The 21,988-nt window shown below is 62.5% G+C and carries 25 protein-coding genes; 12 read left to right on the forward strand and 13 right to left on the reverse strand.

Annotated elements, in window-relative coordinates:
* Positions 1 to 6: 6 nt before the first annotated feature.
* The 8 genes from AC6I6L_RS11335 to AC6I6L_RS11370 form a co-directional block, all read right to left on the reverse strand.
* On the reverse strand, positions 7 to 510 hold the full coding sequence (locus tag AC6I6L_RS11335; protein WP_497917873.1) for a helix-turn-helix transcriptional regulator: 504 nt from the start codon (positions 508 to 510) through the stop codon (positions 7 to 9).
* Positions 511 to 851: 341 nt separating this feature from the next.
* A complete protein-coding gene (locus tag AC6I6L_RS11340) occupies positions 852 to 1,310 on the reverse strand; it encodes a FlaD/FlaE family flagellar protein (RefSeq protein ID WP_497917874.1) in 459 nt (152 codons plus the stop codon).
* A 134-nt stretch (positions 1,311 to 1,444) separates the two neighbouring features.
* The gene (arlJ, locus tag AC6I6L_RS11345) at positions 1,445 to 3,172 is read right to left on the reverse strand and encodes an archaellar assembly protein ArlJ/FlaJ (RefSeq protein ID WP_497918200.1); all 1,728 of its coding nucleotides are present in this window, start codon (positions 3,170 to 3,172) and stop codon (positions 1,445 to 1,447) included.
* Positions 3,169 to 4,848: an archaellum flagellar ATPase motor FlaI gene (gene flaI / locus AC6I6L_RS11350; protein ID WP_497917875.1), complete on the reverse strand. Its 1,680-nt coding sequence runs from the start codon at positions 4,846 to 4,848 to the stop codon at positions 3,169 to 3,171. The genes arlJ and flaI overlap by 4 nt, the downstream gene beginning before the upstream one ends.
* A gap of 1 nt (position 4,849) precedes the next feature.
* Positions 4,850 to 5,578 (reverse strand): archaellum protein ArlH, encoded by a 729-nt coding sequence (gene arlH / locus AC6I6L_RS11355; protein ID WP_497917876.1) that lies wholly within the window; start codon positions 5,576 to 5,578, stop codon positions 4,850 to 4,852.
* Positions 5,575 to 6,045 (reverse strand): archaellum stator protein ArlG, encoded by a 471-nt coding sequence (gene arlG / locus AC6I6L_RS11360; protein WP_497917877.1) that lies wholly within the window; start codon positions 6,043 to 6,045, stop codon positions 5,575 to 5,577. The genes arlH and arlG overlap by 4 nt, the downstream gene beginning before the upstream one ends.
* A 3-nt stretch (positions 6,046 to 6,048) precedes the next feature.
* Positions 6,049 to 6,501, reverse strand: coding sequence for an archaellum stator protein ArlF (arlF, locus tag AC6I6L_RS11365; protein ID WP_497917878.1), 453 nt, complete (start codon positions 6,499 to 6,501; stop codon positions 6,049 to 6,051).
* A 16-nt stretch (positions 6,502 to 6,517) separates the two neighbouring features.
* Entirely contained in the window at positions 6,518 to 7,624 is a 1,107-nt protein-coding gene (locus tag AC6I6L_RS11370; protein WP_497917879.1) for a FlaD/FlaE family flagellar protein, read from the reverse strand.
* A 442-nt stretch (positions 7,625 to 8,066) separates the two neighbouring features.
* Here AC6I6L_RS11370 and AC6I6L_RS11375 point away from each other — a divergent pair, with 442 nt between their 5' ends.
* The 5 genes from AC6I6L_RS11375 (at position 8,067) to AC6I6L_RS11395 (ending at position 11,089) form a co-directional block, all read left to right on the forward strand.
* Complete coding sequence (locus tag AC6I6L_RS11375; protein WP_497918201.1) at positions 8,067 to 8,654, forward strand: flagellin; 588 nt, start codon at positions 8,067 to 8,069, stop codon at positions 8,652 to 8,654.
* A gap of 5 nt (positions 8,655 to 8,659) precedes the next feature.
* Positions 8,660 to 9,259, forward strand: coding sequence for a flagellin (locus AC6I6L_RS11380; protein ID WP_497917880.1), 600 nt, complete (start codon positions 8,660 to 8,662; stop codon positions 9,257 to 9,259).
* A 23-nt stretch (positions 9,260 to 9,282) separates the two neighbouring features.
* A complete protein-coding gene (locus AC6I6L_RS11385) occupies positions 9,283 to 9,738 on the forward strand; it encodes a DUF7500 family protein (RefSeq protein ID WP_497917881.1) in 456 nt (151 codons plus the stop codon).
* Positions 9,739 to 9,858: 120 nt separating this feature from the next.
* Positions 9,859 to 10,290, forward strand: a complete 432-nt coding sequence (locus AC6I6L_RS11390) for a DUF5807 family protein (RefSeq protein WP_497917882.1) — start codon at positions 9,859 to 9,861, stop codon at positions 10,288 to 10,290.
* A 100-nt stretch (positions 10,291 to 10,390) separates the two neighbouring features.
* Entirely contained in the window at positions 10,391 to 11,089 is a 699-nt protein-coding gene (locus tag AC6I6L_RS11395) for a hypothetical protein (protein ID WP_497917883.1), read from the forward strand.
* A gap of 14 nt (positions 11,090 to 11,103) precedes the next feature.
* Here AC6I6L_RS11395 and AC6I6L_RS11400 read toward each other — a convergent pair whose 3' ends face one another.
* Both AC6I6L_RS11400 and AC6I6L_RS11405 read right to left on the reverse strand, forming a co-directional pair.
* Complete coding sequence (locus tag AC6I6L_RS11400) at positions 11,104 to 12,333, reverse strand: DHH family phosphoesterase (RefSeq protein WP_497917884.1); 1,230 nt, start codon at positions 12,331 to 12,333, stop codon at positions 11,104 to 11,106.
* Between the two features lie 109 nt (positions 12,334 to 12,442).
* Positions 12,443 to 12,907, reverse strand: coding sequence for a universal stress protein (locus AC6I6L_RS11405; protein ID WP_497917885.1), 465 nt, complete (start codon positions 12,905 to 12,907; stop codon positions 12,443 to 12,445).
* A gap of 119 nt (positions 12,908 to 13,026) precedes the next feature.
* Between AC6I6L_RS11405 and AC6I6L_RS11410 the strand changes: the two genes are divergently transcribed.
* Complete coding sequence (locus AC6I6L_RS11410) at positions 13,027 to 13,485, forward strand: universal stress protein (RefSeq protein ID WP_497917886.1); 459 nt, start codon at positions 13,027 to 13,029, stop codon at positions 13,483 to 13,485.
* A 22-nt stretch (positions 13,486 to 13,507) separates the two neighbouring features.
* Here AC6I6L_RS11410 and AC6I6L_RS11415 read toward each other — a convergent pair whose 3' ends face one another.
* On the reverse strand, positions 13,508 to 14,071 hold the full coding sequence (locus tag AC6I6L_RS11415; protein ID WP_497917887.1) for a GNAT family N-acetyltransferase: 564 nt from the start codon (positions 14,069 to 14,071) through the stop codon (positions 13,508 to 13,510).
* 2 nt (positions 14,072 to 14,073) lie between these two features.
* Positions 14,074 to 14,442, reverse strand: a complete 369-nt coding sequence (locus AC6I6L_RS11420; RefSeq protein WP_497917888.1) for a universal stress protein — start codon at positions 14,440 to 14,442, stop codon at positions 14,074 to 14,076.
* Positions 14,443 to 14,676: 234 nt separating this feature from the next.
* On the opposite strand from AC6I6L_RS11420, the gene AC6I6L_RS11425 reads away from it, so the two are divergent.
* The 4 genes from AC6I6L_RS11425 (at position 14,677) to AC6I6L_RS11440 (ending at position 18,200) form a co-directional block, all read left to right on the forward strand.
* Positions 14,677 to 16,101 (forward strand): ATP-binding protein, encoded by a 1,425-nt coding sequence (locus AC6I6L_RS11425; RefSeq protein WP_497917889.1) that lies wholly within the window; start codon positions 14,677 to 14,679, stop codon positions 16,099 to 16,101.
* A 133-nt stretch (positions 16,102 to 16,234) separates the two neighbouring features.
* Positions 16,235 to 16,657: a DUF2237 family protein gene (locus tag AC6I6L_RS11430; protein ID WP_497917890.1), complete on the forward strand. Its 423-nt coding sequence runs from the start codon at positions 16,235 to 16,237 to the stop codon at positions 16,655 to 16,657.
* Between the two features lie 10 nt (positions 16,658 to 16,667).
* Positions 16,668 to 17,495 carry an MBL fold metallo-hydrolase gene (locus tag AC6I6L_RS11435; protein WP_497917891.1) on the forward strand — a complete coding sequence of 276 codons (828 nt, stop codon included), beginning with the start codon at positions 16,668 to 16,670 and terminating at the stop codon, positions 17,493 to 17,495.
* Positions 17,496 to 17,561: 66 nt separating this feature from the next.
* The gene (locus AC6I6L_RS11440; protein WP_497917892.1) at positions 17,562 to 18,200 is read left to right on the forward strand and encodes a hypothetical protein; all 639 of its coding nucleotides are present in this window, start codon (positions 17,562 to 17,564) and stop codon (positions 18,198 to 18,200) included.
* Positions 18,201 to 18,220: 20 nt separating this feature from the next.
* On the opposite strand, the gene AC6I6L_RS11445 is transcribed toward AC6I6L_RS11440, so the two are convergent.
* Positions 18,221 to 18,982 carry an Lrp/AsnC family transcriptional regulator gene (locus tag AC6I6L_RS11445; RefSeq protein ID WP_497917893.1) on the reverse strand — a complete coding sequence of 254 codons (762 nt, stop codon included), beginning with the start codon at positions 18,980 to 18,982 and terminating at the stop codon, positions 18,221 to 18,223.
* 229 nt (positions 18,983 to 19,211) lie between these two features.
* Between AC6I6L_RS11445 and AC6I6L_RS11450 the strand changes: the two genes are divergently transcribed.
* Positions 19,212 to 19,637, forward strand: coding sequence for a universal stress protein (locus AC6I6L_RS11450; protein WP_497917894.1), 426 nt, complete (start codon positions 19,212 to 19,214; stop codon positions 19,635 to 19,637).
* A complete protein-coding gene (locus AC6I6L_RS11455; protein ID WP_497917895.1) occupies positions 19,634 to 21,937 on the forward strand; it encodes an amino acid permease in 2,304 nt (767 codons plus the stop codon). The genes AC6I6L_RS11450 and AC6I6L_RS11455 overlap by 4 nt, the downstream gene beginning before the upstream one ends.
* The last annotated feature ends 51 nt before the right edge of the window (positions 21,938 to 21,988 follow it).

Below are 21,988 nucleotides of genomic sequence, written 5' to 3' on the forward strand. Positions count from 1 at the left end.
TCGTCTTCAGTCCAGTTGCGGCAGGAACGCGTACAGCAACAGGCCGAAGGCCAGATGCTGGATCATCGTCCGTTCGACGGTCCCACGGACGTGGGCGTCGTCCGCGATGGAGTACTCTTTGGTCCGAACTTTGGCGTGCATCGAAAGCACGTCGTCTTCTTCGAGCCTGTGCAAGCTCGGGTACACCGTACCGGGGCTGAGCTGGGCGTCGAAGAGATGGGTCAGATCCGAGAGCAACTCCTTGCCGTGGGTTTCCTCGTGAAGTGAGATGAGCATCAGAAGAATCTCGTCGAGGTTCTCCTTGATGATCGCGTCGTCGAACTGCACCTCGTCAGTTGGGAGCGCACCGTTGACCTGCGCCATCAACTCGTCGAGTTCGCGTTCGACGTCTCTGCTCGAGTCCTCGGTCGTTCCGAGGGAGATGTCGTACGATTCCGACTGTGTGTCTGCAGTCGCCGCCCTCGACAGTTCGTCGAGCACGGACTCGGTGTTTGAGATGTCCTCACGCATTGACAATCACCGTTGGGGGGTGTTCGCGGTTGGCAGCGTTTCGTCCCCGACGATCACGCACTACCGGCGGGTATTTGCTATTCGATGCCATCCACGACTACTCGGTTTCTTGGACTGTCACGTATTAAACGACATGGAATTGACCGGCAAAAAACTCGATAATTTAACACGCCCAACTTTCACAAAAATTGTACTATTTTGGAGTTGTTCGATAGTTTTTGGGAATTTAATATAGATAGGAGAAATTAGCCATAAAACTCCCATTGAGAATTACAACTGATCAATTTTGTCCACATTCCAACCGATATGAAAAGTATTGTGGCCGACTGCCGGATGTGTGGTCAGTGAGTCGACGGTCGGTCGCGGATGATGCTCACCATTTCGTCGGGGTCGTCGGTGTCGTCCTCGTCGTCGATCTGTCGTTCGACGCGTCGTTCGGCCATTCGAGCGATCATCACGTGTTCTTCCAGGTCGTCTCCCCTGATTCGTGCGAGATACGACAAACTCTGGGCGTGTGCGCTAAACAGCGTTCCGCTGAGCGATTCGAGGGGATACTCGAGGGTCGTCGGTTCGTCGTACCGTTTGTTGTGGATTTCACCGAGTGACAGGCCACGCAGATACGACGTCATCTGCTCTCGAACGAGCGGACTGATCCAGCCGAGATCCTCGTAGTACCGTAGACAGTTCAGTGCACCCGTGGTTCCGAAGGTTTCGCCGAGAAAGCGGGCCCACTGGATGGTCGCGTCGGTTCGTCCGGCCGCCTGTTCGAGTGTCTCGAGATAGGGCTTCGTGGTTGACATGGATCGACGCCGGAGGTTCCGGTCTACCGAATGTCTGTTCTCCGACCACCAAGAAGGCTCGCGTCATTACGAACCGTGAGTCGTACCAGGGGGCGTCTCGAATCCGAACGCGGCCCATTCGTAACTTGGATGAATCACACGCTGATGACGAAATTAACCACGTACTGAGTGATGACAGCGATAACGGCCCCAAGCCAGGTCATGAACACGAAGTGAACCAGTCCGCTGATCATGTGTCCGCGATCGGTCAACCGGATCATGATCGACGAGAGCATCGCGTTGATGAGGATGGTCATGATCAGCAGGTACTCGATCATGGGGAGGTTGTACTGTTCGGTGTGCAGGAAACCGCCCGCGATATCGGTGCCCTGATCGAGGTCCATCTCGGCGGTCACGTCCATCATGATTTCGACGATTTCGAGTCCAATAAAGAACGCAAAGACCGACGACGCCGTGATACCGTAGAGGACGCCGATCAGGGTCGTCGTCGCTTGCTGACGTTGCTCGCGAACTTTGAGCACTTCGTTCTGGTTCTTGCTGATGACCTGACCGAGCACCTGCGGGTCACCCCCCATCTGGCGGCCGACGACGTACATGTCCCCGAACTTCTGGATGAGGTACGACCCGGTCTCCGCGGCGAACAGCCGCCACGATCGGACGTTGTCGATACGCATGTTGAGCCGCTTGTAGAGCGAATCGACGTTCGGCGTCAGCGCGCCGAAGTCTTTCCGTCGCAGACTCTCGAGGACGCTTCCCGTCGACGTCTGTTTGACGCTCTCGACGGTCCCGAGCGCGCGGATGAAACTGGGGAACTCGCTGTCCCGGACTTTGACGCGGTTCTCTTCCTGTCGCATACGCCACCCGGGTAACAACAACGGCGTCACGGGAATCGCCGCGAGGATCGGCAGCGGAATCCGATCGGGCGCGATCGGCAACAGTCCGAGGATGACGAGCAAGACGACGACTCCGAGGACGAGACTCGCTCCACAGCCGATCGCGAGCGCCCGCGGAATCCGCGAGAGCGGACCGACGCCCGCGGTTTCCTCGATGTACCAGATTGGATCGTACGGCGAGACGACGTGGATGGCGTAGACGAATCCCGCCTGCGCGATCGCAAAGAGGACGATCGTTCCGGCGATCAGCAGCGTCGGACTGGTCCCGATCAGGATCGGGAGCACGATCGCGAAGACGAGGATGAACGCCACCGACAGCATCATCGACATGTAGAGTTCCTTCATCACGTCGAGTTTCGCCAGGTCCGACTCGTAGCGGGTGACGAACTGCTGGATGATCGTATCCTGCTCGTCGATCAGGAACTCGCTGATCTGCTGGCCGCCACCGACGGTGTACGCGAGGCGTTCGAGAAAGTCCGTCAGAAGCGGACTCGTCGTCTGTTTGGCCCGTAGCCGACAGGCGTCGTCGAGACTCTGGTTCCAGGTGTCGACCAGTCCGACGAGATGGCCCATCTCCTCGGCCAGGGCGTCGTACTCGTCTTCCTCCGCGAGCGTCCGAAAGATCTCGACGCGGTTGATGTTCGTCATCGAAAGGACGGTAATGTGGGTCAAAAAGAGGTGAAAGCGCTGGCGAATCTGTTTTCGCTTGCGATCCTGGGCGAGTTTCGGGTAGATCACCGCGACGACGATCGCCAACAGCCCGAGCAACATCGCGGGGGCAATGACGGTCAGCGGCAACCCCAGCGCGATCGGCACGGCGATCGCAGCGAAGAAGAAGACGATCGACGGAGCGATGACGAGCAGGAGGTACCGCTCGACGGAGGTCTCCATGTTCGCGTACGCCCTGAGGAGTGCCTTCGCCAGCGAGCGGGCACTCATATCGGGTGCTTGCTGTGTGGACATGCTCAGGCAAACTGATCGAGACCGCTGATCCGGATCGGCAGGCCCTGCAGGCCGTCGCGCTGGTATCCCGCGATCGCATCGTTGACCTCGTGGTAGCCAAGCACGTCGGCGTCGATCAACTGGCGAATAATCTCCGCGCGGCGATCGAGTTCGTCGTAGATTTCGCGAGTGTCCTGATAGCCAAGGAGCGTCGCGATCTGCTCTTCGAGGACGTAGGAGTTGTTCCGCCCGGTAAAAGCGACCTCGTCGTCGCGCGGGTCCCACTTGAACGCCTGCCGGGTGACGACGCCGCCCTCGTAGTCGGAGTAGCCTTCGATTTCCTGAACCGACGTCACCCGGCGGAGCACGTTGTCGCCCTGTTTGACCCGGTTCTGGAACAGCGCGACGTCGCAGTTGTCCATGAACGTCTCCGGCACGTTGATCGGGGCCCCGGTAAACCGCTGGATCATCGAGACGATGTCGCTCGCGTGGAAGGTCAACATCACGGGGTGGCCGGTCTGTGCTGCCTGGAACGCCATCTGCCCCTCCGCACCGCGAACCTCACCCACGATGATGTAGTCGGGACGCGATCGCAGTGCGGCAGCGACCAGGTCAAACATATCCACGTCGGCGCTCTCGTCGCCCGATCCCTCCCGCGTGAGCAGTTGCTGCCAGGTGTCGTGTGGCGGGATGACTTCGGCGGTGTCCTCGGCGGTGTAAATCTTCGCGTCCCGCGGAATAAACGAGAGGGCGGCGTTGAGCGTCGTCGTCTTTCCGGATGCCGTTTCCCCGACGACGAACACCGTCTGCTCGTTTTCGAGACATAGCCAGAGGTACGCCCCGAGTTCGGGGCTCAGGGTTCCCCACTTCGTGATCTGGAACACCGACAGCGGAATCTCCTCACCCTGTCGGATGGTCAGCGACGGTCCCTGGACGGAGACGTCGTCGGAGTAGATGATGTTGATACGCGAGCCGTCGGGCAGCGTCGCGTCGATCACCGGATCGGAGTCGCTCACCGGGTGGTTCATCCGTTCGCCCATGTTGCGCAACCACTGCTCGAACTCCTCGGGCGTCCCGAAGTCGACCGTCGCCGAGATCATCCCGTAGGTCCCGTGATCGAGATAACACTGCTTGGGACCGATCACGTGAATGTCCTCGTTCTCCGGGTCGGTCATCACCGGTTCTAGCGGTCCCAGCCCGACGATATCGCGCTGTAGCTGGTATCGTAGTCGATCGAACTGGTTCTGTGTGACGGAGATTTTGCTCGTTCCGAGCGACTTGAGCCGCCCGATCGACTGGCCCGTGATCCCCGAGGTGATCTCGACGACCTCGTCTAACAGTTCGTCTAAGTGCTCTTCGAACTGCTCGTTGTCGCCCGGAGCCGGCCGGGTGACGCTCTTGTCCAGAATCCGCTGTCGAATCCGGTTGTAGAGTTCCTTGTCCTGATCCTCGAGCGTCGGCTCGACGCAGTAGTAAGTGGTGCTGATCCCGAGGTCGCCGTGGACGTGACACAGAATCGGCTCCTCGGCCATGTAGATTACGTTCGGGCGATCGGACTCCCACTCGTCGTCCGGTTCGTCGATGAGCGACGGATACTCGCCGTACTCCTCGTAGAACCATTCGAGGTGGTCGTCGAGGTGGGGGTACTCCTCGGCCAGCGCCGCGAGGTCGCTCCCGAGGTTCGGAGTGCCGAAGTCGGACATCTCAGGCCACCGTCCTGCTCACGATCGAGATGCCACGCCCCTGCTGGACGTTGAACCCGATCGAGTCGTCGACCGGGGTTTTCATGTTCTGGAAGCGCCGGACGAGGATGTTCCGCCTGATCTCCTGGCCGACCTGCGTCGTCTCGATCTGGAAGTAGACGTCCGCGACGTTGCGAAGCGGTCGCAACGCGTCGTCGTCGACGCTCGTCGGATCGACCGTCAACACGACCGTCTTGTCCTGCATCGTCACCTGTCGGAGGAACGTTACGAGGCGCTGGATGACGTGGTCTTCGTCGCCCTCGCCGCTTACGGCCTCGTAGTTCGGGTCGTTTCGCAAGAGCGCAGAGAGCGTATCGACGAAGACGACGTCGGCCTTCCAGACCGTCTCCGCGCCGGCAAAGCGTGCCAGCAGCTGGCGTTTCGGACCGTCGTTGTGCGTATCGACGTTCGCGTGCAAGAACAGCAGTTGCTCTCCCAGGAGCAGATCGACCACGTCGTAGGACAGCGAGTGCATCTGCTGGACGAACTCCCAGGACTCCAGTTCCGTCGAAATGTAGGTGACGTAGGCGTCTTCGGTGGCCATTCCGTACGAAAAGCGCTGACAGATCGCGCTCTTGCCCGCCCCGTCTTCGCCCTCGACGAGAACGACGCTTCCCTCGGGGATGCCGCCGCCGATGGCGTTGTTCACGCGATCCTGTCCGGTCAGTCCGATCGATAAGTACTCTGTCATGGGACGTAGAATTCGAACACCTCCCTGTCGCCGTGGGCGTCGATGACGATCCGGTGTTCGTCACCGGTGGCGAGTGCGTGATCAATAGTGAGTTCGGCGACGACGCCACCACGCCATGGCTCGTCACCGGTTCCGTCGGCCGGAACCGTCGCTGTCACCGCGTCGTTCGTCACGAACTCGCCGTTGACGAGGATATCGACGTCGGACCCGTCGCCGGCGAGCGTCTTCTGGCCCGTATTTTTGACGAGCAGCGTGATCGTCTCCTGGCTTTCGTTGTAGACCGCCCCGCTTCCTGGATCGCTGATGATCTCGATGTCGGTATCGATCTGGTCGCTCACGTCGCCGCTGTAGGTGTCGATCGAGTTGCTGATGTCGTTGACGTTGGTCACCAGCGTGCCGGCGACGCCCGCGGCGACGAGCATCGCGGCGACAAACAGGATCAGACTCGAGATGGATTCACTCGACATCGGTCAGGACACCTCGAGTTCCGTAATCGTCACCGCGACCCCGTGTTCGGTGACGAGTTTCACCCTATCGGGTTCCTCGTCGGCCGCCAGTTCGATCGTCAGGCGTTCGCCGGGTTGCCACAGATCGCGATCCGCATCGTCCATCCCATCGACCGTGCCGTCCCACGCCGCCGGCGACCGATACACCCCGTCGACCAGCAGGTCCGTCTGCGATACCGACAGCGTCGTCGACCCGGTGTTTGTCACGTTCACCGTCACCTCGTTCGTCCCCGTATCGTACCTCGCTTCCGCGTCGTCGATCGCCGTGTTCCGAAGATCGAGTGCGCGATCGTCTCGCTCGTCGATCGCCGTCGATCGATCGTCGTGTGCAGACTGGACCACGGGGTAGGCGATGCCGACGGCGACGAGCATCCCGACGAACAGAATTGCGACCGAACCACTCGTACTGAATCCCACCCTGGTTCACCCCGTATTAGACGTCGACTTCCCGTTTGGTCTCGTGAATCTCCTGTAACTTCATAATGTAGGTGTAGCTGTCGGCGTGATCCTCGGCGGTCAGCTCGTCCGGCGGTTGGCCCGGATCGACGTGAATGTCGAGATCCGGGCCGCTGAGCACGGCTTCGAGCTGTCCGCGCACCTCCTCGTCGATCCAGCCGATCTCCGCGTAGTAGGAGATCGCACGCAAGGTCGCCGCCGGGCCACCCGTCCGGACCAGGTGGGTCAGCCACTCGAAAACGATAATATCCGTCGCGTACGTGTCCGCGAGCGTCTCGAGCGTCCCGTCGCTGCTTTCGGCATCATCCTCCGCGTCGGTGCCGGGAGCGTCCGATTCGGGCTGGTCGACGCTCTCGGTCGCCTGCACTTCGACGTGCGTATCGTCGTCGACGTCGTCGGCTCGTTCGGCCGACGGAATCTCGCGTTCCTCGAACGTGATGGTCTCGCCGGCGGTCTCTTCGGCCTGCCTGTCGGCGTGTGCCTGCGCCGCATCCTCGATCACGCCCTTCAGATCGTCGAACGAGACGGTTTCGCCGTCGCCGGCTGCCTCGGATTCGAGGTCGAATCCGGCTCCCGCCGACGCGTCGGCCCGATCGTCGTCACCGAAGACGCCGAACCCGCCCTCTTCCTCGCCCGCGCCGGTAAAGGGGTTGACGTCGTCGGTGAGTTGATCGTAGATTCCGAGGAGCCGTCGAACCGTGTCGTTCATCTCCTCGACCTGGTCCGAGACCTGCCGCTGGGATTCTCGAACCGCGCCGAGTTCGGACTCCTTGTCTTCGAGTTCCTCCTCGAGTTCCTCGATACGATACTGGAGGTCCTCGGGGTCCTCTTCGACCGCGCCGCCGCCCCGACCGAACAGGCCGCCGGAGCCGCCGCCGTCCGAGTCTGCGTCTGCGTCAGCATCCGAGTCCGACTCCTCGTCGGCCCCCGACTCCGAGTCGTCGGCGTCAGCTGATGCATCGGCCCCAGCGGTGTCGTCATCGGCCTGCTGTCGGCGGCGTTCGCGCTCGCGACCGCGGCGGCCACCGCTGTCCCCGAGGAAGTCTTCGAGGAGTTCGCGAAGATTGTCGAGTCCGAGATTCATATATGATTACTGCGCGGATGTGCGCGACTGCGCGCGTACGCCGATCGCGGGCGGCGTCTCCCCAGCGACACGTCCCACAGTCATTTCGATCTACCCCCGACTAATCACACCACTCCTAAAGGTCTACCTCCGAGTTCGCCCCGCGTTTCGAACCGTGAGTCGAGTCTCGAAACGCGGCGTGAACTGGTACGGAGGTTGATAGTCCGTCTATCGAATATGTCGACCGGGGTGCATCCCCAGATACTGTGATGCCAACGGACTCGCCACACTCCGGACGTCGACGGGACACTGCGATCGTCCCGTCGCCACACCCACCGCGGGAGCGACGGGCCTCGCCCGTCGACCCGGAGCTCGACGGTCGTGTGACCGTCAGCGGCCATACTCGGGGAGCGACTCTCCGCCAGTGCCGATCGGGCGATGCTGGTACACAGGGTGTACGCATATGATAGGGACACATACACGAGACGAATCCGATCGCGGTCAGGTCGGGATCGGCACGCTCATCGTTTTCATCGCGATGGTGCTGGTCGCAGCGATTGCAGCAGGCGTATTGATCAACACGGCAGGGGTGCTGCAAAGTCAGGCATCCGATACCGGTTCCGAAACACAAGAAGCAGTGGCGAATCAGGTCGAGGTCGTCCACGCTAGCGGAAATGTCACTGCAGACAACATCGATATAGTCAATCTGACTATCATGAAGTCCGCAGGTTCCAACGCGATCGACCTCTCATCGATGACCGTCCAGTACACCAGTGACAGTTCTGATGTTACACTTGTACATGATGGCGGAAGTGGAGCGACTGATTCGGAATTCGCGACAGAAAATATTACCGGTTCCGGAGATAGCACAGAACTCCTCAACACGGACGATCGCGTGAAGCTGACTATCGATGTCGCAGCGATCGAGACTGGCGGACTCGAGGGCGGAGATAGTGCGACTGTTAAGCTCATCGATCAGTCCGGTGCCCAGTTCAGTTACGGTGTGAGCGTTCCGTCGACCTTCGGTGACAAGGAAGTAGTGAGTGTCTGATACCAATGTTTGAACAACTAACCGATAACGAAGACCGCGGACAGGTCGGGATCGGGACGCTCATCGTCTTCATCGCGATGGTCCTGGTCGCAGCGATCGCGGCAGGCGTACTGATCAATACCGCAGGAACACTACAGAGTCAGGCCTCTGACACCGGTTCCGAGACACAGGAAGCCGTCGCGAATCAGATCGAGGTCGTCCACGCCAGCGGGACCGTCAGCACAGTATACGTCGATAAAGTCAATCTAACGATTATGAAATCCGCTGGTTCCGGTGCGATTGACCTGTCGTCGATGACCGTTCAGTACACCAGTGACTCAGACGACGTGACGCTGACATACAACGATACGGCAACCCCGGCTGACCTCGCAAGTGATACTGAATTCGCAACTGCAGATATAACTGGACCAGGTGACGATAGTGAGCTACTCAGCACGGAAGACCGTGTGAAACTCTCGATCGACGTCGCAACAATTAACGGAGGCAACGGGCTCGAGGGCGGAGACAGTGCAACTATTAAACTCATCGATCAGTCCGGTGCCCAGTTCAGTTACGGTGTGAGCGTGCCGTCGACCTTCGGTGACAAGGACGTCGTCGAGGTCTAACCACACCACTCACCTGACACACCATGACCCCCCAACCGACGCACGACGACGGCGTTCTCACCCCCGACGAGTTGCGACTCGAAGACGATCGGGTTGCCGAACTCGGTGAGAATCGCTATCTGGTCCGATCGGACGGGGCGAACGCCGCGAGCGAGACGCCGGCCGTTGGGACCGGCGACGCTGGGACGGACGCGATCGACTCGACCCACCTCACGCACGAGTCGGCGGCGTCCGATCGCGCGATCGCGGACACGCCGCAGGCGCGCGACCCTCAGGATCTCGCCGCGGCGGCCGACCCGCACGGGGTCGACATCACGCTGAAGACCGACGGAGAAGTCGCACACCACTACGCGACGTCGACCGACGTTCGCGAGGTGTTCGTGGACCTCCTGACGTGGTACGCGGACCAGCTCGACGACGACATGTCGCCAGAAGACGCGTTGCAGATCATGCTGGCCGCATCCGATCTCGAGGTCTGATTTTCCCGACGGTCGTCGCAACACGCAGCGAATCGAACAGGGACGTGCGGCGCATTATTTTTCAGCGTGCGATGATACGATGACGCGTCCTTTTTCCCCGTCGAGCGACGATCGGAACCCATGACCGACTCACGCACGCAGTTTCTCGCCGGAGAGCGCCCCGACGACGTGGCGTTGTTTCTCGCGGATTCGTTCGTCTCGGACGATCGGCTCGAACAGTTTGGCGACCCGGTCGAAGGCGGGGTCCTGATCGTCGTCGACGGCGATCGCGGCCGCGGGGCCTTTCAGGCGGCGACGGGAACCGGCGCGATGGCGTTCGCGAAGTCGGCGATGGGAACCGAGAGCCCGATCGCGGACGATCTGACGGATGGGACCTGCCCCGACGCCGGGGCCGACGACGCGGACCACAGCCCGGAGTTCATCTTCGCCTTCGCGGAGGAACGGAACGAAGACGTGGGCGGCATCTACGCCGACGGCGACGTCATCCACGCCTACGCGCAGTGTGCGTGCGGAACGGCGTACTCCGATCGGTGGAACGCGATCGACGACTGAGACGGACCGTATGAACACGGATTAGCTACACGCTTACGTCGACGATACGTTGCGAGACGAAGGACCACCCTTTTGCGATCAGAACGGCTACACTGGCTCAGTGAGTTCATTCGAGACCCCACACGAAACCGATCGCGGCTTCGGACTGTCGAGTCGGGAGGTACAGGTGATCGGCGGCGCGAGCGGCCTGATGGCGATCACCGTCGGGCTGATGTACGTCTTCGCGATGACGCCGCTTGCAGTCGTCAACGACTATCTGTTCGCCGCCCCGATCGTGGGCGTCCTCGTCTACGGTGCGGCGATCATGGGCGGCGAGATCATCGCCGAAAAGGGCGTTACGGGCGACGATATGGGTATCGCGTTCGTCGGGATGGTCATCTTGCAACTGGCCTTCGGCGTCTTCGGCGCGGGCGTCCTGAGCATCGCGCCCCAGAGCGCACAGCTGACGATCCTCGGCGTGACGGCGATCGTCACCGCCCTCATGACCGCCGCGATTTCGGGGTACGTCTACGCGCGATCGACGACGTTCGAACACTGGGGCCGGTTCGCGAACTACGCGTTCCTCGGCGGGATCGGCGTGATCCTCGTCGGGACGTTCGTGCTGGACGTGTTGCTCCTGGTCGGGTTCGTCCTGATCTTCCTCGGCTTCCTGCTCCGCCTGGGCTACGAAATCTGGCAGGTCCGGGACCATCGTAACGCCTCGATCGGGCTGCAGACGATCGGCGTCTACATCGCCGTCGCTGGTGTGTTCGTTCACGTGTTGCAGCTCGTGATGCGGTACATGGCCTCGCGGCAGTAACGAAATCGCGCCCCTTACTCCTCGTCGGCCGTCGAATCGTCCGATTCCTCTTCGACGACCGCCCGGAACGCGTCGAGGATTACCTGTTTCGTCACCGACCCACGCGAGGTCCAGTGAGTCGCGTAGTCGAGCATATCGTCGTAGATGTCCGGCTTGCAGCCTGCGGCTTTAGGATGCCCGCCGCCGTTGACCTTCCCCGCAACCTCGTGGCACCGATCGAATTCGTCGGTGCCACGAATCGAGGCCGAACCGGCGGGTTTGACGATCACCGAGGCGTCGGCACCCTGTTCGCGCATCGCTTCGGCGACCTCGTTCTGTGAACAGCGACCGTAGGTGATCCCGACGGTGTAGCCGCCGATTTCGCGGAGTTCGGATCGACCGACGGCGCGATCGATGAGCGCTTCCTTTTCGATGCGGCGTTCTTCGAGAAACGCCTGCACCCAGTCGGGGAGGTCGACGCCGTACTCGCGGACGACCTCGACGTACTCGGCGGGGTCGGTCCAGTAGGCGTAATCCGCCAGGTCGTCGCTGCGCGGGTCCTCGCGCAGCCAGAGGTCGTGATCCCGCGTCACAGCAGCCAACTCCTCGTACATCGGCCCGAACTCGTATTCGAGCGATCGGTAGACGACGTCGGCGCTGCACTCTTCCTCGGAGTCGCCGACGACGAGGTCCGCGCCGGCATCGCGGACCGCCGCAGCGACGGCGTCGTCCCACTGGTGGTGGTCGTACCACGCGACCCGCGAGGCGGTCTCGAGGGCCGCCGCGAGTTCGTCCTCGACGTACTCGTACCGATCGGGCGCGAGGTCGCAGACGAAAATCTCGATCCCGTCGTCGCCGTACTCGGCAACGCGAGCCAGCGCATCCTCGACGTCGTGTGGACTGGCGGGGACGAGCGCGACCCCGTGTGGCGTCGGGTCGGGGTCGTCGAGTGGGTCGTCGTCGGCAGTCGAGAGTTCGTCGTCGCTTGCCGCGTGGGCGGGCACATCCACGTCATCTCCCTCGTTGCCGTCCGGCTCCGGCACGGTCTGTACGTCGTCGTAGGCCTCACGGATCAGCGCGACACACGCCAGCCCGTCCGCGTCGGCGTCAGCGATGACCGCGACGTCCGCACCCTCGAGTGCTGCTGCGGTCTGTTCGTCTTCGAGATCCGCTTCGAGAGAATCCGGGAGGAAGAAGCCGGTTCCCGGCAGGACCGATTTGCGGGCGATCGGCATATCGCCGCTGTCGATGAGTTCCTCGTACATGACATGGTCTGTGGGCCGGTCGGGGAAGTAACCGCCGGTTGTCGCGCCGGCACAGCCCGTCTGCAGGTATGCTGGGAACCAGGAAGTGGAACGAGTCTCTGGGCCGAAATCAGGCGTTTGCCGCCGACTCGTCACCGGCCTCGTCGCTCGCGGGATCGAGCTGTCGGACAGTCAAGACGGGCACTGGGGACGTTCGGACGACCCGTTCGGCGACGCTGCCCAGCAGGAGTCGGTTCTCGCCGTGACGCCCGCGCGTGCCAGTTGCGATCAGGTCCGCATCGATCTCTCGGGCGTACTCACAGATCTCGGACGCGGGTCGGCCCTCGCGAACGGCGGTCGTCACCGCTCGATCGGTTCGGTTCTCGACGGTCGCGAGTGCGGCGTCGGCAGTGGTCTCGAGTGCGGTCTGGAGTTCGTCGCGAAGCTGCTCGGGGGAGGCGTCGACTTCGCTCGCGTCGACGACCGACAGGGCGTGTACCTCGGCGTCGAAGCGGCTCGCAAGGTCGAACGCGACGTCGACGGCTCGCTTGACGCTCTCTGACCCATCAGTCGCGACGACGACCGTATCGAACATAACCGAGGATTGCGCACGGACCCGCTTAAACTCACCCGTCGACGGCGGCGATCGGTGGGGGGAACCGGTGACAGGGAGCGTGGGGAGCCTTTTTGAAACCGGAACACACACTCCCCACTATGGACGCCAGCGAGCCGTTTACCGTCGACACCGTTCTCGCACCGGTCGACGGAAGCGACGAGTCCGCCACCGCCGTCGAGTACGCCATCGCCGTCGCCGACCGCTACGACGCCTCCGTGTACGCGCTGTACGTGCTCGGTCGCGGCGTCATGCGCGGCTTAGACGCCGGCACGGTCGACGAAGGGGCCGTCGCAGAGAACACGCAGGACTTTTTCGACGAGATCGGAACGATCGCAGCGGAGCGGGACGTCCCGCTGTCGACCGCCGTCGACGACGGGTTCTCTCAGACGCGGAAGACGCTCCACCCCGGCAACGTAGTCCTCGACACCGCCGACGCGATCGACGCCGATTTCATCGTCCTGCCGCGCGAACCGATGACGGGGGCGTCGACGGAGGTTCTCGAAAAGGCCGCCGAGTACGTTCTCTCGTACGCGAGTCAGCCGGTTCTTTCCGTGTAACGGTGTCTCGACCGGAAAGTGTTCACTCGAGCCGGATTGCCATCTCCTGTTCGAAGCTCTCGGTGCCGGTCGATTCGAATCCGACGCGCTCGTAGAGGGCGATCGCCGGGTTGTTCCAGCGCTCGACGGTGAGCCAGACGCGATCGATGCCGAGGTCGCCCGCGTGGCCGAGCAGGTTCTCGAGGAGCACCGTTCCGATCCCGGCGCGTTGGTAGGTCTGTAAGACGAAGATAGCGAGTTCCCATTCGATGTCGCTTTTGGCGTCGATCGTGGACGGATCGTCGGCGTCGGGAACGAGCATGGCGTGGGCGACCACGTCCTCGCCGTGGCGCGCGTAGACGTTGACGCTGTACTCGCCGATCGCGTCGAGCCAGCTTCGAATGCGGTGGTCGCCGGTCGGCGGAATGCCCTGTGCACGGTCTGCCGGGTCGAACTGGGCGTACATGTCGACGACGTCCTCGAGCGTCTCTTCGAACCTGTCGACGCCGCGAATCTCGATCGGTCGGCCGTCGCCGTCGTCGAAGGTAGTCGGTGGCGAGGGGAACGGGCCTGCGGGCTTGTCTGGGTACGGGCGCGGACCTGCCATGATTATCGGATCAACGTGACCGTAATCGGGGAGTTCAACAGGACGAACTCGGTGACCGGGCCGAGCCGGATCTTCCCCATCGGGCTTAGCGTTCCGCCACCGATGACCAGTTGGTCGAACTCGCCGGCTTCGGCGTAGTTGACGAGTGCACTGCCGGGATCGCCCCCGAGTCGTTCGATCTTCGCCTCGACGCCGGTTTCGGAGAGCAGCTCCTCGGCCTGTCGATGCATTTCGTCCTGCGATCGGTCGGCCTCGGGTTTGTCCACGACGGCGACGGTGAGTTCGTCGTCGGTCTCGGCCGTGCGCTCGATCGTCCGAGTGAGCGCGGTGACCGATTCGTCGCTTCCAGCGAGGCCCAACAACACGTTCATATCTAGGCGTTGCGCTACGGCAGGAAAACCGTTGTGCCGCTTCCCGATCGACCGGTACGAAACGCGACGGATCGAACGACGGCGGTCCGAAGCGGTCGTACCCGAGAACGGGGGGACGGACACCCCCGTGCAGGTGGGAGAATCAGTCGGTGCCGAGTACGTCGTCAGCGAGTTTCGTCGTACGCGACGCGGATGACGACGGCGTTAAGAGTATGTGGTGAATACGATGACGGAATGAGTGATGCGGCGCTCGATGTCGTCGAGTTCCTGCTCACGACGAGCGTGTATTCGGACGACAGACGACTTGACGAGAACGATCTTCCTCCGTCGTACCGCCAGGTGTACTGGACGGGGGGTGTCGATGACGACGAGAACGATAGCGCCGGTGACCGTCACAGACCCGCCGGAATCAGTCGTCCGCTCTCGGTAACGAACACTACCGCGCGAGAGGTCACCGGGATCGACCAGCCGTGGTCGGCCGTCTCGGAGCTGATGTTCACCGAGCGCGACGAGTTCTCGGGGACGATTACGCTCGCTGACCGGACGCTGGCCGAACAGTGGTACGTCGATCGAACCGACGAGAAGCGACTGCTCGAAAACCCGACCCTCGCGAGACATTTCGGGGAGGACGACGAGTACGACGTCGACGTCGACTACGAGGAGGCACGCGAGCGAAACCGGCCCATTCAGGCCGACCGCGTCTGGATCGACGGCCTGTTAGACCAGTACTTCGACGAGGAGGAGGACGAGGAGATGTTAGATCTCGTGGACGTGCGCGCGCCCGAGGAGGTCGACATGTCCCTCGACGACCTCGTGTTGACCGCCGACCAGGAGAACGAACTGCACAAGATCTCGAAGGCGATCGAACACCGCGACTACCTCGCGGATATCGGGTTGCGAGAGATCGGCAAGTTGCTGTTCGTCGGGCCGCCGGGGACCGGAAAGACGTCGACGGCCCAGGCGCTGGCCCAGGACATGGATCTGCCGTTCGTCGAGGTCAAACTCTCGATGATCACCTCGCAGTATCTCGGTGAGACGGCGAAAAACGTCGACAAGACCTTCGAGGTCGCAAAGCGACTCTCGCCGTGTATTCTGTTCATCGACGAGTTCGACTTCGTCGCCAAGACCCGAAGCAGCGACGAACACGCCGCGCTGAAGCGCGCGGTCAACACCCTCCTAAAGAGCATCGACAACATCTCGCTCATCGAGGACGACGTCTTGCTCATCGGGGCTACCAACCACCCCGACCAGTTAGACGACGCGGCCTGGCGGCGGTTCGACGAGATCATCAACTTCCCCAAGCCCGACTACGGGATGCGCGCAGACATCCTCCGACTCATCACGCGAACCATGGACATCACCGAGTTCGATCCGGGAGTCATTGCCGACGCGACCGAGGGACTGACCGGCAGCGACCTCCGGATGGTCATGCGCGAGGCGGTGCTCGAGGCCCTGACCGAGGATCGAACGACGCTGACCCAGCAGGATCTGCTCGAGGCGGTCGAAGAGTTCGAGGAACGCGACACCCTGAAAAACATGGACATGATGGACGGCGATCACGACGCGCTGGTCGCCGGCGGCGACCTCGGAAAAGCCAGCGACGGCGGCGAGCCGGACGAGAGTCACGATCACGACCACGATCATTCCCACGATCACTGATTCAGTCACGGATTCCACGGTCGCGCCGGCCCGTTCGCTCCCACCGATCGATTCCCGCGGGACGACTCGCCGGAACTGACGGGCGCGTTTCGACCGACGCTACGCTTTTCCACCCACCACCCAATAACGAGGTATGGCCACCGACCGGAACGTGTTCGGGACGGAACTCGAACCCTGTAGCACCGAGCCGACGACCGGCTACCTTCGGGACGGCTGCTGTCGTCGCGTCGAGGGCGACCGGGGTCGCCACGAACTCTGTGCCGTCGTGACCGAGGAGTTTCTGACCTTCAGTAAGGCGCAGGGAAACGACCTCGTCACACCCCGTCCGGAGTTCGAGTTTCCGGGGCTCGAACCGGGCGATCGGTGGTGTCTCTGTCTCGATCGCTGGCTCAAGGCCGTCGAGGCCGACCGCGCGCCGCCGGTCGTACTCGAAGCGACCCACGAGGCGGTGCTGCGGGATGTCGAACCGGATACGCTCCGCGAGTACGAGTACGACGGCGAGGCGATCGGCCGAGCCGAGAGTGAAACTGACGACGGCTTCGACACCAGGGAGTAAGTAGACCACGATGCACGTCACGCTCCTCGGAACCGGCGACACGACCGGCACGCCGACCGTCGGCTGCGACTGCGAGACCTGCGAGCGGGCGCGCGAACGCGGCATCGAGCGCACCCGATTTTCCGTCCACGTCGAGAACGAGCGAACCGACGAGGCGCTGCTTATCGATTTCAGCCCCGACTTTCGCTACCAGTTCCTCCGCGAGGGGGTGTCCCTGCCCGACGCCGCGGTCGTCACCCACATCCACTTCGACCACCTCGACGGGCTGGGGAACGTCTTTCGCGTCGTGGACTCGCTGGAGGTCTACGCGGCCGACGAAACCGACCCCGAAACCGGACAGAGCGTCGCCGAAACGGTTCGATCGGACTACCACTACCTCTCGGTGATCGACGTTCATCCGACGACGCCGTACGAGCGGGTTCGCGTCTGCGGGTTCGACGTGACGCTCGTTCCGGTCGTCCACCCGCCGCTGGTCTGTTACGGCGTCGTCGTCGAGGACCCCGAGACGGGCGCAAAGCTGTCGATCACGGGCGATACGAGTTACGAGATACCCGATCGATCCCGTGAGGTGCTCGCGAATCCGGACCTGTTGCTCGCAGACGGCATCGTCCCGGCCCACCTCTGTGAGTACCACCCGATCGGCGGCAGACACGAAGGCCCAGACGGCGTCCCGCGGACGTTCGGGACGAAACACATGACTCGAGAGGGCGCGCTCGCGCTGGCCGACGAACTCGAGGCCGATCGCACGCGGCTGGTCCACATCGCTCACTACTACCCCGCCGACGAGGCGTTCGAGGAGCCCCTCGCACTCGATGGGGAGCAGTACGTCCTCGAATAGCCCGCCGACTCGGGACGGTCGTCGGATCACGGGATACTCAAGATGGTCGAGCCCTAGCGAACGCGTATGAACTGGTACAGACGTGAGGTTGTCGGCGCGACGATCGCCGCAGCGGCACTCGCGGGCTGTCTCGGCGACGACGGCGACGGAGCAGACGAGGGAGGCGACGATTCCGAACTCGATGGTGAGACCGGCGACGCGATGAACGCTGAGGACGCGGTCATCGACTGGGACCCGACAGAACGGGCGGCAGAAGCCCAAGAGCGGATCGAGGCGTACGACCTCGAAGATCACACAGGCGAGGATCCCGTCGAAATTACGGTCGATCCCGACGGCGAGGGGTTCGATCCCGCCGGCATCGCGATCGAATCCTCGACCGTCATCGAGTGGAACTGGACGGGCGACAGCGAGGACATCTATCCGATCGCGATCCCGGAACCCTGCGAGTGGCGCGGCCGGGGCGGGGAGTTTACCGACGGCGATAGCTGGGATCGCCTCTTCTGGGCGGAGGGCGCGTATATCTACGGCAGTCGCGATGCGAACGGCGAGGAGTTCGTCGGAGCGTTTCGAGTGATCGGCGAGGCGGCGGACGACGACGGGGACGGAACAGGTGACGAGGACACTGAGGCGAGCGGCGACGACGGGATGGGCGACGAGGACACTGAGGCGAGCGACGATGACGGCGGAATGGATGGTGGAATGTGACGGCGAAAGGGCCTCGAACCCTACTCTTCGCTCCAGTCTTCGGTAAACGCACGAAGCGTCTCGTCTGCAATTCCCGTCCGAGAGAAGAGCGTGGCGACGTCTCCCGGTCGGAGAACCGTGTTCCCGCCGGGAGTTACGGCCTGGTCTCTGTCTTCTCGGTCGATCGAGACCACCAGCAGGTCTTCGGTAATGAACCCCTCCTCAGTTGCCGCCTGCAGCGTCGTTCCGGCGATCGGGGCGTCGTCGGCAACGGGAATCTCGACCACGTCCGCATCGTCGCTGAGATCCGCGATTCCGGTCACCAGCGGCGTCCGTTCCAGTTCGTCGGGACCGAACGGCGTGTAAGGCTGGATGCGTTCCCGGTGGAACAGCCCTTCGTCGTCGATGTCGATTCCGAGTGCCGCCATCTCCTGGGCAATCCGTCTGATATCGCCGGTGTTCGACCCGACCACCGTCACGTGGAGGTTCTGCCCGCCCGTCATCACCTCCCGGACGCCGATAACGCCCTGGATGTCCAGTATCCGCTGGGCGAACCGCTTGCGATCGGTCGCCACTGCCGTACAGAGAAACAGGTTGGTCAACCGGCCGTCGAGTTTCTCGTAGTCGATTTGAGCGTGGTACCCTTCGATAACGCCCGCATCCTCGAGACGACGGATCCGGTTTCGGATCGTCGGCGGTGACACGTCGACCTCGTCGGCGATATCCGGCGCTGACGTGTGGCGGGCGTTTTCGGTTAGCCGGTAGATGATTCGTTCGTCGACCTCGTCGATTCGAATTCCCATATTTATACGATTCGATCGAATCGTAAATACTAATGGGTCAATTTTTGGTATTCAGTCATATTCTGAACCGATCCGGCCACACAGCCCTCACTGTCGCTGATTATTCCCCCGAAAGACCCATCCTCGACCTCGTTACCACCTTCCAAACGAATGCGAAAATAAACCCAGATTAGTTATTGATACAAAAGAAATGCGCAACATTATTTGCTCTTCGAGAATATCGTGGCGTATGGAACACAGAAACCGGGAACTATTGGCGAACGTTCTTCTTCCCGTCGCCAACGAGACTGACGCTCGCAAGACGGCGCGCGCGCTCGAACCGTACCAGCCGAACCGCGTAACGGCGCTTCACGTGATCGAAAAAGGGGAGGGCGTTCCGGACAAGACGCCCGTCGAGCAGTCCGAAGACGTAGCCGCCGACTCGTTCGCAGCCGTGAGAACGGTGTTTCCCGATGCCGGCGAACAGAAAGCGTACGCGCGTGATGTCGTGGGAGCGATTTTCGACGTTGCCGACGACATCGACGCGAGCGCGATTGCCTTCCAGCCGCGTGGCGGCAGTCGGCTCACGATGTTTCTCTCCGGCGATCGCGCGCTCAAACTGGTCACGCGAACCGATCGACCGGTACTCGCACTTCCGGAGCGGGACGAATCATGAGCGGCGACGACGAGGAACTCGCCAAAGATCTCGGACTCGTCTCCGCGATGACGATCGGGATGGGGACGATGATCGGTGCGGGGATCTTCGTGCTCCCGGGCGTCGCCGCCCAAGAGGCTGGGCCGATCGTCGTCCTCTCGTTTCTCATCGGCGGGATGATCGCGATGGTGAACGCGCTGTCGGTGTCGGAACTGGGGACCGCCATGCCGAAAGCCGGCGGGGCGTACTACTACGTCAACCGCGCGCTCGGGCCGGTGTTCGGCTCGATATCCGGACTCGGTGACTGGCTGGGACTCGCCTTCGCCTCGGCATTTTACACGATCGGCTTCGGGCAGTATCTGGGCGAACTCCTCGAGTTGCCGTCGGTCCTTTTTCTCAACAGCGTCCAGGTCGGTGCGATCCTCGCCGGCGTTCTCTTCGTCGGCGTCAACTACGCCGGTGCGAAAGAAACCGGTGGCATCCAGACGGTGATCGTGGCGATCCTGCTCGCGATTCTTAGCGTCTTCGCGCTCGCCGGCTGGTTCTCTTTCGATTGGGCAACGGTGACGGGATCTGGCGGCTGGGCACCGCTCGGTACGTCCGAGATTCTGCCCGCCACAGGGCTCGTCTTCGTCTCGTTTCTGGGATACGCGAAGATCGCCACCGTCGGCGAGGAGATGAAAAATCCCGGCCGGAACCTGCCGATCGCCGTCGTCGGGAGCGTCGCGATCGTCACCGTCATTTACGGGATCCTCGTGACGATCATGCTCGGCATCGTCCCGTGGCCGGACCTCGACCTCGACGCGCCCGTCGCGCAGGCGGCCGAACTGTCCTTCCCCGGCGGTCTCGCCGGTATCGCCGCGACGATCATGACGCTCGGCGCACTGCTGGCGACGGCGTCGTCGGCGAACGCCTCGATCCTGGCGTCGGCCCGGATCAACTTCGCGATGGGTCGGGACAAGATCGTCACCGACTGGCTCAACGAGATTCATCCCCGCTTTTCGACGCCCTACCGATCGATCGCCGTGACGGGCGTCCTGATCGTCGGCTTCGTCGCGCTGCTGGGAACCGACATCGCGGTCCTCGCGGAAGCGGCGAGCGTCCTCCACCTCATCGTGTACGCGCTGTTGAACGCCGCGTTGATCGTCTTCCGCGAGACCGACCACCCTGGGTACGATCCCGACTTCCGGGTGCCGCTGTATCCGGTGGTCCCGATTCTCGGCATCGTCCTCTCGCTGGGACTGATATACTTCATGAATCCGGCGGCTCAGGCGCTGGCCGTCCTGTTCGTGCTCGGTGCCGTGGGCTGGTACGGCCTCTACGCGCGACGAAAGACGCCGATCGAGGGCGCACTCGGTGAGTACGTGCGCGAGCGACCGGACGAGATGCCCGACATCGCCGTCTCCGCCGCGGAGGCGGCCTCGCCCGAGGCGACCGAGCCGTACAGCGTGATGGTCCCCATCTCGAACCCCCGGACGGAAACCGAACTGATCTCCATCGGGAGCACGCTCGCGAATCAACGCGACGGCGTCGTTCACGCGGTGCACATCGTCCAGGTCCCCGACCAGACCTCGCTCGAACACGTCTCCGATCAGCTCGATCGAATCGATCCACACTCCGAGCAGTTACTGGAGAACGCTCGAGAGACGGCCGCCAAGTACGGAGCCGAGATCGAAACGCACACCGTCGTCTCCCACCGCTCCTTCGAGGAAATTTTCGACTCCGCAAAGCGGCTGAACGCCGACAGCGTGATCCTCGGCTGGGGGCCCGATCGCGCGTGGTCGAGCGGCCGAACCGGAACCGCGTTGGACGAACTGACGATGAACTTGCCCTGTGACTTCCTCGTATTCAAGGATCGAGGCTTCGACCCCTCGCGTATTCTGCTGCCGACCGCTGGCGGTCCCGACTCGGACCTGAGTGCGGAAGTCGCCAAAGCGTTCCGCGACGTCCACGGCTCCGAGGTCTCCGTGCTCAACGTCGTCGACGAACGAACCCAGCGGGCGAAAGGCATGAGCTTCCTCGGAGAGTGGGCCGACGATCACGGTCTCGGTGATGCGAACCTGCTCGTCGAATCCGGCGGTGACGTACAGGGAGCCATCGCGGATGCGGCGACCGATCACACGCTCGTCCTGATCGGTGCGACCGGGCGCGGCCTGCTCTCACGGCTGCTCGGGGACTCGCTCGTGTTCGAGGTCGTCGACGAACTCGATAGCTCCGTGTTACTGGCGGAACGTCCGAAAAAGCGCACCCTTCGCGAACGCCTCATGGGACGTTCCGAGACCGACCAAACGGAGGAACAGACCGAACCCCCAGCCCAGTAGTCGGCAGGCGTCGGTACGGATCGAACAGCGCCCCCCGTCGGGTCGACGACG

The organism is Halosolutus sp. DAT137 (genome assembly GCF_059736405.1).